Origin of the sequence: Variovorax sp. RCC_210, assembly GCF_041355175.1 — a bacterium.
Classification (GTDB): domain Bacteria; phylum Pseudomonadota; class Gammaproteobacteria; order Burkholderiales; family Burkholderiaceae_C; genus Variovorax.
In genome coordinates this window covers 100,917-117,427 of record NZ_JBFUPJ010000006.1, presented here as the reverse complement: position 1 = coordinate 117,427, position 16,511 = coordinate 100,917, and the positions used below count along the sequence as shown (strand labels likewise).

The 16,511-nt window shown below is 68.3% G+C and carries 14 protein-coding genes; 3 read left to right on the top strand and 11 right to left on the bottom strand.

The annotated features are described in order from the left end of the window. Positions 1 to 2: 2 nt before the first annotated feature. From AB6807_RS18880 to glpD, 9 genes are all read right to left on the bottom strand, one after another. Entirely contained in the window at positions 3 to 1,139 is a 1,137-nt protein-coding gene (locus AB6807_RS18880) for a beta-ketoacyl-ACP synthase III (RefSeq protein ID WP_371085741.1), read from the bottom strand. Continuing rightward, positions 1,129 to 2,139, bottom strand: a complete 1,011-nt coding sequence (locus AB6807_RS18875) for a dialkylrecorsinol condensing enzyme (protein ID WP_371085740.1) — start codon at positions 2,137 to 2,139, stop codon at positions 1,129 to 1,131. The genes AB6807_RS18880 and AB6807_RS18875 overlap by 11 nt, the downstream gene beginning before the upstream one ends. 176 nt (positions 2,140 to 2,315) lie before the next feature. Then, positions 2,316 to 4,049, bottom strand: a complete 1,734-nt coding sequence (locus tag AB6807_RS18870) for an ABC transporter substrate-binding protein (protein WP_116909822.1) — start codon at positions 4,047 to 4,049, stop codon at positions 2,316 to 2,318. Positions 4,050 to 4,147: 98 nt separating this feature from the next. Beyond that, complete coding sequence (locus AB6807_RS18865) at positions 4,148 to 4,456, bottom strand: DUF2160 domain-containing protein (RefSeq protein WP_116909823.1); 309 nt, start codon at positions 4,454 to 4,456, stop codon at positions 4,148 to 4,150. Positions 4,457 to 4,511: 55 nt separating this feature from the next. Continuing rightward, the gene (locus tag AB6807_RS18860; RefSeq protein ID WP_116909824.1) at positions 4,512 to 5,324 is read right to left on the bottom strand and encodes a carbohydrate ABC transporter permease; all 813 of its coding nucleotides are present in this window, start codon (positions 5,322 to 5,324) and stop codon (positions 4,512 to 4,514) included. After that, positions 5,321 to 6,211 carry a carbohydrate ABC transporter permease gene (locus AB6807_RS18855; protein ID WP_116909825.1) on the bottom strand — a complete coding sequence of 297 codons (891 nt, stop codon included), beginning with the start codon at positions 6,209 to 6,211 and terminating at the stop codon, positions 5,321 to 5,323. Before AB6807_RS18855 ends, AB6807_RS18860 begins: the two co-directional genes overlap by 4 nt. A gap of 166 nt (positions 6,212 to 6,377) precedes the next feature. Next, positions 6,378 to 7,448: an ABC transporter ATP-binding protein gene (locus tag AB6807_RS18850; protein ID WP_371085739.1), complete on the bottom strand. Its 1,071-nt coding sequence runs from the start codon at positions 7,446 to 7,448 to the stop codon at positions 6,378 to 6,380. Positions 7,449 to 7,502: 54 nt separating this feature from the next. Then, positions 7,503 to 8,579 carry an ABC transporter ATP-binding protein gene (locus AB6807_RS18845; protein WP_371085738.1) on the bottom strand — a complete coding sequence of 359 codons (1,077 nt, stop codon included), beginning with the start codon at positions 8,577 to 8,579 and terminating at the stop codon, positions 7,503 to 7,505. 169 nt (positions 8,580 to 8,748) lie between these two features. After that, on the bottom strand, positions 8,749 to 10,425 hold the full coding sequence (gene glpD / locus AB6807_RS18840; protein ID WP_116909828.1) for a glycerol-3-phosphate dehydrogenase: 1,677 nt from the start codon (positions 10,423 to 10,425) through the stop codon (positions 8,749 to 8,751). Between the two features lie 120 nt (positions 10,426 to 10,545). On the opposite strand from glpD, the gene AB6807_RS18835 reads away from it, so the two are divergent. Together AB6807_RS18835 and glpK are read left to right on the top strand one after the other, a co-directional pair. Then, positions 10,546 to 11,316: a DeoR/GlpR family DNA-binding transcription regulator gene (locus AB6807_RS18835; protein WP_116909829.1), complete on the top strand. Its 771-nt coding sequence runs from the start codon at positions 10,546 to 10,548 to the stop codon at positions 11,314 to 11,316. A gap of 74 nt (positions 11,317 to 11,390) precedes the next feature. After that, positions 11,391 to 12,887 carry a glycerol kinase GlpK gene (gene glpK, locus AB6807_RS18830; RefSeq protein ID WP_371085737.1) on the top strand — a complete coding sequence of 499 codons (1,497 nt, stop codon included), beginning with the start codon at positions 11,391 to 11,393 and terminating at the stop codon, positions 12,885 to 12,887. Positions 12,888 to 12,928: 41 nt separating this feature from the next. Here glpK and AB6807_RS18825 read toward each other — a convergent pair whose 3' ends face one another. Then, entirely contained in the window at positions 12,929 to 13,450 is a 522-nt protein-coding gene (locus AB6807_RS18825) for an SH3 domain-containing protein (RefSeq protein WP_371085736.1), read from the bottom strand. Between the two features lie 298 nt (positions 13,451 to 13,748). On the opposite strand from AB6807_RS18825, the gene AB6807_RS18820 reads away from it, so the two are divergent. Then, on the top strand, positions 13,749 to 15,416 hold the full coding sequence (locus tag AB6807_RS18820) for a phosphoethanolamine transferase (protein ID WP_371085735.1): 1,668 nt from the start codon (positions 13,749 to 13,751) through the stop codon (positions 15,414 to 15,416). A 52-nt stretch (positions 15,417 to 15,468) separates the two neighbouring features. Here the strand turns inward: AB6807_RS18820 and AB6807_RS18815 are convergent, their stop codons facing one another. After that, positions 15,469 to 16,374 carry a LysR family transcriptional regulator gene (locus AB6807_RS18815; RefSeq protein ID WP_371085734.1) on the bottom strand — a complete coding sequence of 302 codons (906 nt, stop codon included), beginning with the start codon at positions 16,372 to 16,374 and terminating at the stop codon, positions 15,469 to 15,471. Between the last annotated feature and the right edge of the window lie 137 nt (positions 16,375 to 16,511).

Here is a 16,511-nt window from a genome sequence, read left to right as displayed (position 1 = left end):
GGCTACACAGCCTCCATGTAGATGAAACCGCTGGAGAAGCGGCCGCTTTCGGGCACGAACATCAAGAGCTTCTGGCCCGGCTTGATGCGGCCCGAGCGGAACAGCTCGTCGAGCATGATGTACGGCGACGCCGAGCCCGTGTTGCCCTTGCTCGCGAGGTTGCTGAACCAGCGCTCGCGCGGAATCGGCAGGCCGATGGCTTCCAGGCACCGGGCCACCGGCTCGACGAAGTAGTGCGACGACAGGTGCGGCAGGAACCAGTCGATGTCCGTCGCCTTCAGGCCGCGCCGCGCCGCGATGGCCGCGAGCGGTTCGCCCAGCGTGGCGCGCACGATGTTCTCGTTGAGCAGGCGCACGTCCTGCTTCACGGCGAAGGTCGATTCGCGTTGCCAGTCGTCGGGCGACTTGCGCGCCCAGCCATCGAGGCCGCCTTCGGCGTTCTTCTCGGCGCCGGCATACATGCACACTGGCAGCTCGTGCGCGGCGGAAGACAGGTCGATCCAGTCCACGCGCAGCGACAGCGCGCCGCGCGGCTCGCGCTCCAGCAGCACGGCGCCGGCGCCGTCGGACAGCATCCAGCGCAGGAAGTCCTTCTCGAAGGCCAGCTCGGGGCGGGCCTCCAGCGCCTCGAGCTTGTGTTCCAGCTCGGCCTCGAAGCGCGAGCCGCGCATCACGGCCGACGCCAGCTCCGAGCCCGTGGCCACGGCGCGGCGCGCATCGCCCGCGCGCACCGACAGCCACGCATGCTTCAGCGCCGCGGTGCCGGCCAGGCAGATGCCCGCGCAGGCCACCGCCTCGAGCCGCGGCCAGCCGAGCTCGCCGTGCACCATCACCGCGTGGTTGGGCATGAGCTGGTCGGGCAGCGAGGTGCCGGTGGCCAGGCAGTCGACCGGGCCCAGGTCGTCGCCCAGCGCGCGAATGGCCGAGGCCGTGAGCTGCGCGTTGGTCATGGCCAGCGCGCCGGTGGCGCGGTCGATGGCGTAGTGGCGCGACTGGATGCCGTTGCTGCGCAAGATCAGCCGGCGCGCACGCGAGGCCTTGCCGCCGATGCGGCCGAGAACCTCTTCGATGTCTTCATTGCTGACCGGGGCAAAGGGCAAAAAGGCGGCGGTGCGGGTCAGGAAGACATCAGTCGTCATACAGGGAGGTGCGGTCCGTGGCGGAGCCCGAAGGGCACTCGAATTGGGCGGTCATTTTAGTCAGCCACCCCCTGAACAACGGTCGCAACAGTGCCTGCAGCGTCAGGCTCACGGGCACCACGGTGACGATGAGCGCGATGAGGAACACCACGTACAGCAACAGAAGCGGCTTGCGCTGCCAGGCGCCGGGCCCGCCGGCCGCCATGATGAGCTTGCCCCAGAGGTAGAAGCTGCGCGTGCCGGCCTTCTCGCTGACCAGCAGTTTCGCGTCGGCCCGCACCGCGCCCAGGCCGGCCAGCAGCGGCTGCGTGCCGCGCTCCAGGCCCTGGTGCAGCGCGTCGCGCAGGGCGCGGCCGAAGCGCGCGGTGCCGCGTATCTGCTCGCTGCTCAGGCCGGCGTCGGGCATGCCCCAGAAGCCGCGCTTGCGGCCCCAGATGAGCCACGCCGGCGTCGTGAAGAAAGTGGCCAGCGTGGGGCCGGGGTCGGTCAGCACCACGTTGTCGATCAGCCGCGCGCCCACGTCGCCCAGCATGCCCTTGAGCTTCTCGTGCGCGAGCAGCCACATGTTGCGGCACGCGATGACGGTGACCACCGGCTTGCCCGCGAGCAGCCGCGCCGCCACGGGGTGCTTCAGGAATGCGGTGACCGGCTGCGAAGGCGCCAGGAACCACACCTGGTACGGCAGGATGACGAGGTCGAAGTCTTCATCACCGGTGAGCGACAGGGGCGCCAGCGGCTGCGGCTTCATGTGGGCCGATTCCGGAAAGGCGTCGAAGAACCTGAGGAACGGCCACGGAAAGGGGAACGGCGCGAGCGGGCGCAGCACTTCCTCGTGCAGCTCGATCGACGGGTCGGCGCGCAGCGGCGCCACGACCTGATCGGTGACCCGGTCGAGCTGGCCGGACTGGGAGTAGCGAAGGACCAGCACGCGCTTGACGGCGCTCGGGGCGGTGGCGGCTGGCTCGGGCGAGCTGGAGGGGCTGGAGGAACTGGAAGTCACTGGGCGGCATTTCGGGGCCGTCGAATGTAAGCGAAGGTCGGGCCCCACGCATCTGCCATTGGTCATGCCGTCGCGGCAATCAGACGATCAAACGTCCGCAGTGCCAAAAAGGACCGAAAAAAGGGGCCGCACCTTGCGGCGCGGCCCCCGTGATGCGGCCAAGAAAAGGCGCGTGCTCAGCGCACCTTGCCGTCCTTCCAGGCGGTCAGCAGCTTGTTGTAGTCGATGGTCTCGCCCTTGGGCTTCTCGTTGGCCAGCTTCTTCCACGGGGCGTGGTCGTCGCTCAGGTACTTGGCCGGGTCGCCCTTGGGGTTGAGCTTGGGCGCGCACTTGGCCATGCCGGCGCGTTCCAGCCGGGCCATCACGTTGTCCATCTCGTCGGCCAGGTTGTCCATGGCCTTCTGCGGCGTCTTCTCGCCCGTGACGGCCTCGGCCACGTTCTTCCACCAGAGCTGCGCGAGCTTGGGGTAGTCGGGCACGTTCGTGCCGGTCGGGGTCCAGGCCACGCGCGCGGGGCTGCGGTAGAACTCGATCAGGCCGCCGTACTTGTTGGCGTTCTGCGTGAAGAAGTCGGAGCGGATGTCGCTGTCGCGAATGAAGGTCAGCCCGGTGATCGACTTCTTCAGCGAGGTGGTCTTGGCGGTGATGAACTGCGCGTAGAGCCAGGCCGCGGCCGTCTTGTTGGCGTCGTGGCCCTTGAAGAAGGTCCACGAGCCCACGTCCTGGTAGCCGTTCTGCATGCCCTGCTTCCAGTACGGGCCGTTCGGGCCGGGCGCCATGCGCCACTTGGGCGAGCCGTCGTCGTTCACCACCGGCAGGCCCTTCTTGGTCATGTCGGCGGTGAAGGCCGTGTACCAGAAGATCTGCTGCGCGATCTGCCCCTGCGCCGGCACCGGGCCCGATTCGCCGAAGGTCATGCCCATGGCTTCCTTGGGCGCGTACTTCTTCATCCAGTCGATGTACTTGGTGAGCGCGTACACGGCCGCCGGCGAGTTGGTGGCGCCGCCGCGCGACACCGACGCGCCCGTGGGCGTGCACTTGTCGGCGGCCACGCGAATGCCCCACTCGTCGACCGGCATGCCGTTGGGAATGCCCTTGTCGGCGGCGCCGGCCATCGACAGCCAGGCGTCGGTGAAGCGCCAGCCCAGCGACGGGTCCTTCTTGCCGTAGTCCATGTGACCGTAGATGGGCTTTCCGTCGATGGTCTTCACGTCGGTGCTGAAGAACTCGGCAATGTCCTCGTAGGCGCTCCAGTTCAGCGGCACGCCCAGGTCGTAGCCGTACTTGGCCTTGAACTTGTCCTGCAGGTCCTTGCGCGCGAACAGGTCGGCGCGAAACCAGTAGAGGTTGGCGAACTGCTGGTCGGGCAGCTGGTAGAGCTGGCCGTCGGGGGCGGTGGTGAAGCTGGTGCCGATGAAGTCCTTCAGGTCGAGCCCGGGGTTGGTGAACTCCTTGCCCGCGCCGCCCATGTACTCGGTGAGCGACATGATCTTGCCGTAGCGGTAGTGCGTGCCGATCAGGTCCGAGTCGGACACCCAGCCGTCGTAGATCGACTTGCCCGACTGCATGGAGGTCTGCAGCTTCTCGACCACGTCGCCTTCCTGGATCAGGTCGTGCTTCACCTTGATGCCGGTGATTTCCTCGAAGGCCTTGGCCAGCGTCTTCGATTCGTACTCGTGGGTGGTGAGCGTCTCGGAGACGACCGACACCTCCTTCACGCCCTTGGCCTGCAGCTTCTTGGCCGCGTCGATGAACCATTTCATTTCTTCCATCTGCTTGTCCTTGGACAAGGTGGACGGCTGGAACTCGCTGTCGATCCATTTCTTGGCCTCGGCTTCTCCGGCCGATGCAGCCCCGTGCGCGGCGAACATCGCCGCTGCCAGTGCCAATGCGGTGTAGCGCATCTTCATGATGAATGTCTCCTCGGTTGGTGCTCCCGGTCTCTCCTGTCGCGGCCCCGGGAAGCGGAGAGCCGGACGTTTCCTCGACACGAAAAAAAGGCCGGGCCTCAGCCCTTGCGCATGACCAGCGCGAGCAGGCCCATCGACAGCACGAAGCTGATCCAGATCGACGGCTCGGCCTCCAGGGCGAGCCACTCCTGGAACTTGCCCGCCAGGCCGATGAAGATGAGGTTCAGGTAGGCCGCGGCAAGCAGCCCGATGAAGAGCCGGTCGCCGCGCGTGGTGGCCATGGGCAGCCAGCCGCGGCGCAGCGTGGTGGGCGACTTGAACTCCCACACGGTCATGCCGACCAGCATGAGCGCGATGCAGGTGAAGAAAACGGCCACGGGGGTGGTCCAGACCATCCAGTCGAACATGTCAGAGTCTCCTTGTCGTCTCTTGCTCCTTCCCCCTTTGGGGGAGGGAGAAGTTTCAAACACGGCCCATCGCGAACCCCTTCGCGATGTAGTGCCGCACGAACCAGATCACGATCGCGCCCGGCACGATCGTCAGCACGCCCGCCGCGGCCAGCGTCGCCCAGTCCATGCCCGACGCGCTCACCGTGCGCGTCATGGTCGCCACGATGGGTTTGGCGTTCACGCTCGTGAGCGTGCGCGCCAGCAGCAGTTCGACCCAGCTGAACATGAAGCAGAAGAAAGCCGCCACGCCCACGCCGGCCTTGATGAGCGGAAGAAAGATGCGCACGAAGAAGCGCGGGAACGAGTAGCCGTCGATGTACGCCGTCTCGTCGATCTCGCGCGGTATGCCGCTCATGAAGCCCTCCAGGATCCACACCGCCAGCGGCACGTTGAACAGCAGGTGCGCCAGCGCCACGCCCAGGTGCGTGTCCATCAGCCCGACCGTGCTGTACAGCTGGAAGAAGGGCAGCAGGAACACCGCGGGTGGCGTCATGCGGTTCGTGAGCAGCCAGAAGAACACGTGCTTGTCGCCCAGGAACGAATAGCGCGAGAACGCATAGGCCGCCGGCAGCGCCACCGCGAGCGAGATGACGGTGTTGATCGCCACGTAGATCAGGCTGTTGATGTAGCCCGAGTACCACGACTCGTCGGTGAAGATGCGCGCGTAGTTGGCCCAGGTGAGCTGCTGCGGAAAGAACGAGAAGCTCGACAGGATCTCCTCGTTCGTCTTGAAGCTCATGTTGACCATCCAATAGATGGGCAACAGCGCGAACACGATGTACAGCACCAGGAAGATGCTGCGCTTGTGGAACCGCTTGTCGTTCATTGCGTCACCTCCGCCTGCTGCGTGCCCACGCGCTGCATCCAGTTGTAGAGCACGAAGCAGAACAGCAGGATGATGAGGAAGTAGATCAGCGAGAACGCCGCCGCCGGCCCCAGGTCGAACTGCCCCACGGCCTTCTGCGTGAGGTACTGGCTCAGGAAGGTGGTGGCATTGCCCGGCCCGCCGCCCGTCAGCACGAAGGGCTCGGTGTAGATCATGAAGCTGTCCATGAAGCGCAGCAGCACCGCGATCATCAGCACGCCGCGCATCTTGGGCAGCTGGATGTAGCGGAACACCGCGAACTTGCTGGCCCCGTCGATGCGCGCGGCCTGGTAGTAGGCGTCGGGTATGGAGCGCAGGCCGGCGTAGCACAGCAGGGCCACCAGCGGCGTCCAGTGCCACACATCCATCACCAGCACCGTGAGCCAGGCGTCGGTGGCGCTGCCGGTGTAGTTGTAGTCGATGCCCATCTTCTGCAGCGCGTGGCCCAGCAGGCCGATGTCGGCGCGCCCGTAGATCTGCCAGATGGTGCCCACCACGTTCCACGGAATGAGCAGCGACAGCGCAATGACCACCAGCACCGCGGACGACTTCCAGCCCTTGGCCGGCATCGACAGCGCCAGCCCGATGCCCAGCGGAATCTCCACCAGCAGCACCGACAGCGAGAAGCCCAGCTGCCGCCACAGCGCCTGGTGCAGCTCGTCGTCGCGCATCACCGAGGCGAACCATTCGGTGCCGACGAACACGCGGCGCTCGGGCGAGATGATGTCCTGCACCGAGTAGTTGACGACCGTCATGAGCGGCACGATGGCGGAGAAGGCCACGCACACGAGCACGGGCAGCACGAGCCACCAGGCTTTCTGGTTGATGGGCTTGTTGGTGGCGTTCATGACCTTCTCCTCCCCTCCGTCTCCCTCTCCCCTTGCGGGGAGAGGGTTGGGGTGAGGGACGACGGCGTTGGAAAGATGGCGAACGGCGACCAGGCCGAAGCCCTCACCCTGACCCTCTCCCCGCAATGGGAGAGGGGACAAGACCGGCGACTGGGTGATAGATGTGTCATGCCACCAACTCCTCGTCCTTGTAGTAGCACGTGTGCGCATCCAGCACCCGCACCCACACGGTGTCCCCCACCGCGGGCGGCGCGTCGTCCGAATGCAGCCGCGCCTTCAGCACGCTGCCCCCCGCCTCCACGCTCAGCATCACGTGCGTGCCCACGTCCTGCACGTTCTTCACCACCGCGGGCACCGCGCCGGCCGCGCCCGCGGCCGACAGCCGCAGGTACTCCGGCCGGATGCCGATCTTCAGCGCCCCTTGCGGCAGTTCGCGCGTGGGCACCAGCGGCGTGCCCGCCACCTCGAGCGTGCCGTTGCCGCTTGTCGCCGACAGGAAGTTCATGCCCGGCGAGCCGATGAAATGTCCCACGAACGTATGCGCCGGCCGCTCGAACAGCGCCTCGGCGCTGCCCACCTGCACCGCCTTGCCGCGCGTCATCACGACCACTTCTTCAGCGAAGGTGAGCGCCTCGACCTGGTCGTGCGTCACGTAGATCAGCGTGAGCTTCAGCTCGCGGTGGATCTGCTTGAGCTTGCGGCGCAGCTGCCACTTCAGGTGCGGGTCGATGACGGTGAGCGGCTCGTCGAACAGCACCGCCGACACGTCGCTGCGCACCAGCCCGCGGCCCAGCGAGATCTTCTGCTTGGCGTCGGCCGCCAGGCCCGCGGCGCGCTGGTTGAGCTGGCCGCTCATGTCGAGCATCTCGGCGATCTCGCCCACGCGTTTCTTGATCTGCGCCTCGGGCACCTTGCGGTTGCGCAGCGGAAACGCAAGGTTCTCGGCCACGGTCATGGTGTCGTAGATCACCGGGAACTGGAACACCTGCGCGATGTTGCGCTCCTGCGGCGTGGCACGCGTCATGTCGCGGCCGTCGAAAGTCACCGTGCCCTGCGAAGGCACGAGCAGGCCCGAGATAATGTTCAGCATGGTCGTCTTGCCGCAGCCCGAAGGGCCGAGCAACGCATAGGCGCCGCCGTCGCGAAAGCTCATCTGCAGCGGCAGCAGCGCATAGTCGCTGTCCTGCGTGGGGTGGGGGCGGTAGGCGTGCGCCAGGTTCAGATCGATGCGGGCCATCTCACACCTCCCCCTCGGGGGGCAGCGAATACACGCAGTGATGAAAGAGGGGGCTCATACGTTTCCTTTGCGCCACGCAGGCGCCAGCGCCAGCTGCTCGCCGGCATCGAACACATAGGCCTGCGCCGCGCTGAAGTACAGCGTGATCGAGGCACCCAGCTCGAAGCGGTGCACGCCGGTGAGCTGCGCCACCAGCTCGCCCACCGCGGTGTCGACGTGCACGAAGGTGTCGGAGCCCGAGATCTCGGCCAGCTCCACCTTGCCGGGCAAGGCGATGTCGCCCGCCCCCGCGTTCACGTTCAGCGCGCTTGCGCGCAGGCCCACTGTCATGGCCCCCGTCATGTGTTCAGGCACGGCCAGCGCCAGCGCCGGACCGCCCGTGAGCTGCACCCCGCCCGTCGTGGCGGTGCCGGGCAGCAGGTTCATCGGCGGGTCGCTGAAGGCGCGCGCCACGCGCAACGACTGCGGCGCGTGGAACACCTCGGCCGTCGGGCCGTACTGCAGCAGCTCGCCGGCGTCCATCACGGCCGTGTAGCCGCCGAGCAGCAGCGCCTCGCCGGGCTCGGTGGTCGCGTAGATGACGGTGGAGTCACCGGTGGCGAAGAGCTGCGTCAACTCCTCGCGCAGGCCTTCGCGCAGCTTGTAGTCGAGGTTCACCAGCGGCTCGTCGAGCAGCATCAGCGGCGCGTTCTTGGCCAGCGCGCGGGCCAGCGCCACGCGCTGCTGCTGGCCGCCCGAGAGCTCGGCCGGCAGGCGCTCCAGGAACATGCCGATGTGCAGCTTGTCGGCCAGCGCCTTCACGCGGGCATCGATGTTCGTCTCGCCGCGCAGCTTCAGCGGCGAGGCGATGTTGTCCGCCACCGTGAGCGACGGGTAGTTGATGAACTGCTGGTACACCATGGCGACGTTGCGCTCGCGCACCGGCATGCCCGTCACGTCCTTGCCGTCGACCAGCACCCGGCCCGCGGTGGGGGTGTCCAGCCCCGCCATGAGCCGCATCAGGCTGGTCTTGCCGGCCTGCGTGGCGCCGAGCAGCACCGTCACCGCGCCGCTGCGGGGCGCGATGCTTTGCTCGTAGAGCCAGGTTTGCGCGCCGACCTTCTTGGTCACGCGCTCCAGAGTCAGTTGCATGTGTCCCCTCCGCCCGTTACGGGTCTTGGTTCAGCCGCTGGTCACTCGCTCTCGGTCCCGGTATCGCTCTTGGTATCGCTTTCGGTATCGCTGTCGCTTGCTCTGTCTGACTATCGCCCTGCTCGTCTGTGTCGATCGGCCTTCGCAGACCGCCCTTTTCCCCGCCGTTTTAAACCGCTTTCGCGTGCCGCTGCATCCACGCATCCACCTGTTCGCGCTGTTCGGGCGTGTAGTGCAACCCCAGCTTCGAGCGGCGCCAGAGCACGTCCTGCGCGCTCACCGCCCACTCGTGGTCCTGCAGAAAACGCAGTTCGCGCTCGAACAGCCCGGGCGCCACTTCGGCGCCCAGGTCGGCAAAAGACCTGGCGTCGCCCAGCACGTCGCCAATGCGCGCGCCGTAGGCCCGCGCCAGGCGGCGGGCCAGCTGGCCGTACAGCCACGGGTGCTTGGCCTGCACGGCCGACACGAAACGCTCGAAGTCGGTGTCGGGGCGCTGCGCGGCGCCGATCCAGCCCGACAGGTCGCCGCCCGCGAGGAAGGCGCCGTCGGTCCAGGCCGGGCGCTGCTCGCTCGACTGGCCCAGCATCTTGCCGACCTCGGCGGCCGCGTCCTCGGCCAGCTTGCGAAAGGTGGTGATCTTGCCGCCCCACACCGACAGCAGCGGCGCGGCCGCGGTGTTCGACTCGAGCAGGTAGTCGCGCGTGACCGCCGACGGGTCGCCCGAGGCGTCGTCCAGCAGCGGGCGCACGCCCGAGTAGGTCCACACCACGTCGGCCGGCACGATGGGCTTGTCGAAGTAGCGGCTGGCCTGGGTGCAGAGGTAGTCGATTTCTTCCTGCTCGATGCGCGCGCCGCCCGGGTCGTCGCCGCTGATCTCGATGTCGGTGGTGCCGATCAGCGTGAACTCTTCCTGGTACGGAATGGCGAAGATGATCCGCTTGTCGGGGTTCTGGAAGATGTAGGCGTGGTCGTGCTCGAACAGCCGCGGCACCACGATGTGGCTGCCCTTCACCAGCCGCAGGCTCTTGGTGGCCAGCGCCTCGCCCTTGGCCGAGTGCGCCACGCCGCGCAGAAAGGACTCGGCCCACGGCCCCGCCGCATTCACCACCGCGCGGGCGCGCAGCGTGCGATGGGCGCCGTCGGGCCCTTCCAGCGTGGCGACCCAATCGTCGGCGCCGCGCTGCACATGCACGCAGCGCGTGCGCGTGAGCACCTCGGCCCCGCGTGCTTGCGCGTCCAGCGCGTTCAGCACCACCAGGCGGGCGTCGTCGACCCAGCCGTCGGAATACACGAAGCCGCGCTTGTACTGGTCCTTCAGCGGCTTGCCGGCCGCGTGGCGGCGCAGGTCGACGCTGCGCGAGGGCGGCAGCACCTCGCGCTTGGCCAGGTGGTCGTACATGAACAGGCCGATGCGGATCATCCAGGCCGGGCGCAAGGACTTGTCCCGGGGGTCGTGCGGCATGACGAAGCGCAGCGGCCACATGATGTGCGGCGCGCTCTTCAGCAGCACCTCGCGCTCCTGCAATGCCTTGCGCACCAGCGAGAACTCGTAATACTCCAGGTAGCGCAGCCCGCCGTGGATCAGCTTGGTGGAAGAAGAAGAGGTGTGCGAGGCCAGGTCGTCCTTCTCGCACAGCACCACGCGCCAGCCCCGGCCGGCCAGGTCGCGCGCGATGCCGCAGCCGTTGATGCCGCCGCCCACGACCAGCACGTCGCAATCCGCGGCGGCGGGGGCCGGGTTCGCTGGCTGGGGCGAGGCGGAGGAGAAATCGCTCACTGGAAGAACTTCCGTGGATCCGTGACCTGGGTCACCAACGGCGGCCATTGTATTTTCGAGATTTTTCACTTAGGTTCCTTTTAGCGCGATTTTCCCCCGAGTTTTCCCTAAGTGCATTCGTTTTCTTTCGTTTTAAATTGGGGCGCACTGTAACCTTGGCGCAGTTTTCCCGCACTCCACGACGCCTCTGTGAACTCCAATCCGCGCCAGATCAACCTCCTTGACACCGTGCGCACGCGCGGCTCCGTCACCGTCGAACAGCTGGCCGAGATGCTCGGCGTGACCCTCCAGACCGTGCGGCGCGACGTGCAGCGGCTGGCCGACGCGGGCTTGCTGACACGGTTCCACGGCGGGGTGCGGGTGCCCAGCTCGACCACCGAGAACATCGGCTACCAGCAGCGCGAGACCCTGAACGCCGAAGGCAAGGCGCGCATCGCCCGCCGCGTGGCCGAGCTGGTGCCCAACGACTGCTCGCTGATCCTGAACATCGGCACCACCACCGAGGCCATCGCCAAGGCGCTGATGCGCCACACCGGCCTGCGCGTGATCACCAACAACCTGAACGTGGCCACCATCCTGAGCGGCAACACCAACTGCGAGGTGATCGTGGCGGGCGGCTCGGTGCGCCCGCGCGACCGCGCCGTGGTGGGCGAGGCCACCATCGACTTCATCCGCCAGTTCAAGGTGGACATCGCGCTCATCGGCGTGTCGAGCATCGAGTCGGACGGCTCGCTGCGCGACTTCGACCTGCGCGAGGTGAAGGTGGCGCAGACCATCATCGCGCAGGCCCGCGAGGTGTGGCTGGCGGCCGACGCGAGCAAGTTCAACCGGCCCGCGATGATCCAGCTGGGCACGCTGTCGCAGATCGACTGGCTGTTCACCGACGCGCAACCGCCGGCGCCGTTCCCGGAACTGCTGGAGAGCGCGCAGGTGCGCCTGGAAATCGCCAGGGACGCATGAGCACGCGGCCGCGCCTGCCAGCCTTGCCCCACAGGGGCAAGGCGCAAGACCGGACTACGAGGACCACGTAAACCATGACCACCTACCTGCTCGCCCTCGACCAGGGCACCTCCAGCTCGCGCAGCATCGTGTTCGACCGCGAAGGCCGCATCGTCGCCATCGCGCAGAAGGAGCTCACGCAGATCTACCCGCAGCCAGGCTGGGTCGAGCACGACCCGATGGAAATCTGGCGCAGCCAGCTCGCCACCGCGCGCGAGGTGCTGGCCAAGGCCGGGCTTCAGCCCACCGACATCCACGCCATCGGCATCACCAACCAGCGCGAGACCACCGTGCTGTGGAACCGAAAGACCGGCCAGCCCGTGCACCACGCCATCGTCTGGCAAGACCGGCGCGCCGAGCCGCTGTGCGCCAGGCTGCGCGACGAGGGCATGACCGACACCATCCGCGAGAAGACCGGCCTGGTGATCGACGCGTATTTTTCCGGCACCAAGCTGCGCTGGCTGCTGGACAACGTGGCCGGCGCGCGCGCGCAGGCCGAGCGCGGCGAGCTCGCCTTCGGCACGGTCGACAGCTGGCTCATGTGGCAGCTCACCGGCGGCAAGGTGCACGTGACCGACGTGAGCAACGCCTCGCGCACCATGCTCTTCAACGTGCACGACAACGCATGGGACGCCGACCTGCTGAAGGCGCTCGACATTCCCGCCGCGCTGATGCCGCAGGTGCAGCCGTCGAGCTCGCACTTTGCCGACACCGACGCCGCGCTGCTGGGCCACGCGCTGCCCATCGGCGGCGTGGCCGGCGACCAGCAGAGCGCGCTGTTCGGCCAGGCCTGCTTCGAGGCCGGCATGGCCAAGAACACCTACGGCACCGGCTGCTTCCTGCTGATGCACACGGGCGGCGCCTTCCAGCCTTCGCACAACGGCCTGCTCGTGACCAGCGCCGCGCAGGCCGACACCACGCCGCAGTACGCCATGGAGGGCAGCGTGTTCGTCGGCGGCGCGGTGGTGCAGTGGCTGCGCGACGGCCTCAAGGCCATCAAGGGCAGCGCCGAGGTGCAGTCGCTGGCCGAGAGCGTGCCCGACGCGGGCGGCGTGATGATGGTGCCGGCCTTCACCGGCCTGGGCGCGCCCTACTGGGACGCGGACGCGCGCGGCACCATCACCGGCCTCACGCGCGGGACCACGGTCGCGCACATTGCGCGCGCTGCGCTGGAAAGCATCGCGTACCAGAGCGCCGCGCTGCTGCAGGCCATGAGCCGCGACGCGGTGGCCGCGGGCGGCAAGCCCGTGGCCGAACTGCGGGTGGACGGCGGGGCCAGCGTGAACGACCTGCTGATGCAGTTCCAGGCCGACCTGCTGGGCATTCCGGTGGTGCGGCCCGAGGTCGTCGAGACCACCGCGCTGGGCGCGGCCTACCTCGCGGGCCTGTCGACCGGCGTGTACAGCGACGCGCGCCAGCTGTCGAAGCTGTGGAAGGTCGAGCGCCGCTTCCTGCCCACCATGGGCCGCGCGCAGGCCGAGGAATCGATGGCGCGCTGGGAGCGCGCGGTGCGCCAGGCCACGGCGACCTGAGGCGACTGCGCGCGGCTGCCAGCACCAGCAACCCACTTCGGTTACCAACCCCAGGTCAGCCGCGACTGCACCCAGCCGGTGGTGCCGCCTTCGTGCTGCACCTTGAGCCAGTCGCCGCGGCGCTCCAGCGTGCGCAGCACGTCGCCGTAGCCGGCCTTCTTCACCACCGGGCTGCGCGTGCCCGGTGCGCGGCGCAGGTTGGCCAGGGGCGCCTTCACCACGCGGTGCGGCGCCTTGCTGGTCATCGGGCGGAAGACCCAGGCCTTGTCGCCCTCGAAGTCGCTCACGTGCAGCCAGTCGCCCTTGCGGCCGATCACCTTGAACGGGTAGCCCTTGCTGACGGTCCAGTGCGTCTCGTAGCGCGGGCCCGGGCCGGTGCGCATGTTGAGCGTCTTGACGGCGACGCTGACCATCTGGGGTTGTGCGGCGGACGCGGCCGGCAGCACCAGCCACGAAAGCGCGAAGGCGAGCAGCAACGCAAAGGCACGCGTGAAGACACCGGTGAAGGCACGGGTCACGACAGGGGTGGGGCGGTGGGCGAGCAAGCGGCTGGGTCTGACCATGGAGCGAGGGTTCCTTTTCTGTAGCTATGGAGGGGTGTCCGGCGGCGCCGGCTGAGCCCGTCTGGGCGCCCCGATGGTGAACAAGTTCCATCGGCACCCCGCTGAAAACACCTTGCCGCCATCGGGGCACTGGGGGGCGCGGCGCGTGCGGCGGGCCAGAATGCGGCCGCCCAGACCGTGCCCCTTGCTGCCTGCCTGCCTGCCCGCCCCGGCCCTTGCTTTGCTCCTGCCGCACACAGCGCGCCCCATTCCCTTGACCACCCCTCTGCCAGACGCCCCTGCGTCACTTGCGTCACCTGTGCCACCTGCACCAGGCCAACCGCCTCCCCGCAGCGCCCTGCTCGCCTGCGGCGTGGTCGGCGCCACGCTGCTCGCGCTCATCGCGCTGGGCCACGACGGGCGGCGCATCGCGCAACTCGCCGTGCTGGCCGCCCCCGCCGTGCTGTGGCTGCTGTGGCCGTTGCGCAGCGCGCGCATGCGGCGGTTGCGCACGCTGTGCGTCTGGCTCTGGGCCATGGGCTTCGCGCTCGACGGCGCCGTGCGCGCCTACCTGCTCGACACCTACCAGGCCGCGCCCGACGGCGCCATGGTGCTGGGCGCCGCGGCCAACACCAATGCGCGCGAAAGCAGCGAGTACCTGTGGATGCACTGGCGCTCGGCGGCCGTGTGGTGCGCGGTGCTGGTGGGGGCGGGCGTGCTGGTGGGCATGTTCGCGCGGCGAGGGGCGCAAGGTTCGCAACGAGAAGCACCGGCGACCCCATCAACGGCTTCGACGGCCCGCGCCCCCCGCTCATCGCGCTGGCTCACCGCGCTGGTCGCGCTCGCGCTGCTCGTGTCCTGCGCGGCCTATGCGAGCAAGCCCTGGCGACGCCTGCATCCCGCCATCTTCTGGGTGCAGTGGGTGGAATCCCTGCACACGCTGCAGTCCGCCTGGGCCGACCAGCAGAAGCAGCGCGACCGCCTCATGGCGCAGGCCAAGGCCATCGCGCCCGTCTTCACGCAGGCCGGGCCTTCCACCGTGGTGCTGGTCATTACCGACAGCATCAACCGCGACAACATGGGCCTTTACGGCTACGGCCGCCCGACCACGCCGCGCCTGCAGGCGCACAAGGCGCAGGCCGGCGAGCAGATGGCCGTGCTGAAGAACGCATGGTCGGTCGACGCCAGCACGCTGCCCGCCTTGCGCAACATGTTCCATTTCGGCCTGCCTGAGAGCGACAACCCGCCGCATGTGCTGGCCCTGGCGCGCGCCGCGGGCTACAAGGTCTGGTGGATCAGCAACCACGACGACCTGGCCATCGAGCAGCAGCACGCGCGCTTCGCCGACGTGGTCGACATGGTCAACCGCACGCCCGGGCGCGCCAGCGCGTCGCTCGACGGCGAGATCCTCGACTGCGTGCAGGAGGCCTTCGCGGACACCAGCACCGAGCGCAAGCTGATCGTGGTGCACCTGATGGGCGCGCACCCGCACTACAGCCTGCGCTTCCCGGCCAACGCCAACCCCTTCGACGACGTCGACGCGGTGGAAAACGGCCTGGTGAAGGAAGGCCGCTCGGCCTGGGTGCGCCGCTTTCGCCAGGAGTACGACGCCGCGCTGCTGTACCACGACTTCGTCGTGTCGGAGCTGCTGCAGCAGACGCGCAGCGCGGGCAAGCCCGACGAATACCGCGCGTGGATGTACCTGTCGGACCACGGGCAGGAGGTGGGCCACGTCAGCGACCGCGCGGGGCACAGCCCGTCGACCGCTTCGGGCTACCGCATCCCGGCCGTGGCCTGGCGCAACCAGCAGCCCTGGCCGCCGCACGCCGCGCAGCAACCGTTTCGCGCGGACTGGACGGGGTGGACGCTGATGGACATGCTGCGCATCCAGTGGAGCGGGCAGAAGGCGGAGCGCGATGTGCTCGGCGGCAGCTACCGCTGGGAGGCGCCGGGCATCCCGGTGGCCGTGGAGTCGTTCACCCGATAAGGCGACTGCGACTACGACTGTGACGGTGAAGGCCGAGCTGTAGCCTGCCTCGTCACGGCGCCGACGTGCCCACGCCCGCAGCGAGCGCGGCCTGGACATGGTCGACGAAGGCGCGCGCCTTCGCGCTGGCCCGGCGCCCCGAGGGGTACATGGCCCACAGGTCCATGGGGGGCAGCGCCCACTCAGGCAGCACATCCACGACGCGGCCATCGGCGAGCTCGGGTGCGAACATCCATTCGGAAACGACGGCCAGACCCATGTCGGAGAGCACCGCCGCGCGCAAGCCTTCGGCCGCTGTCACGCGCAGCCGCCCGGAGAGGGTCACGGAGGCCTCGCGCCCTTCCTTGCGGAACTGCCAGGCGCTGCCCCCGCCACCGCGGTCGTAGACGACCGCCTGGTGCGCGACAAGATCGTCGGGCGACTGCGGCGTGCCGGCGAGCGCCAGGTAAGCGGGCGTTGCCACCACCAGGCGCCGGGACTGCCCGATGCGGCGCGCCGTCATCACCGAATCGGGCAGCTCGCCCATGCGCAAGGCCACGTCGATGCCTTCTTCGACAAGGTCCACGTTGCGGTCGTCGAGCATCACGTCGATCGACAGCCCGGGGTGGGCCGCGAGGAACCCCTTCAGCTGGGGAACCACGTGCAGGCGGGCAAAGGTGACCGCGGCGCAGATGCGGATGCTGCCCGTCAGCGCGATGGCGCTGCCGCGGGCGGCCTGCTCGGCCTCTTCGGCTTCGTCGAGCGCGCGGCGCGCGTAGGAATAGTAGGCACGCCCGGTCTCGGTGGTCGTCAGTTGGCGGTTGCCGCGCAGCAGGAGGCGCGCGCCTAGCCTGTCCTCGAGGTTCGCCACCGACTTGGAGACCGCCGGCTGTCCGACCTTGAGCCTTCGCGCCGCAGCCGAGAACGAACCCGTTTCCACGACGGCCACGAAGGTTTCGATTGCAGCGAATCTGTCCACGGGAGCCCTTTTTTTCTTGGCGCATCCGGTCGGGGACGCACGGTGTTCATGACATGAAATCTCGAGCAGCCGCGCCTCGAAGGAATAGCCGGTATGCGGGCCGCAGGCGTATGCGATCGCACAAGGCCTCAAGAGAA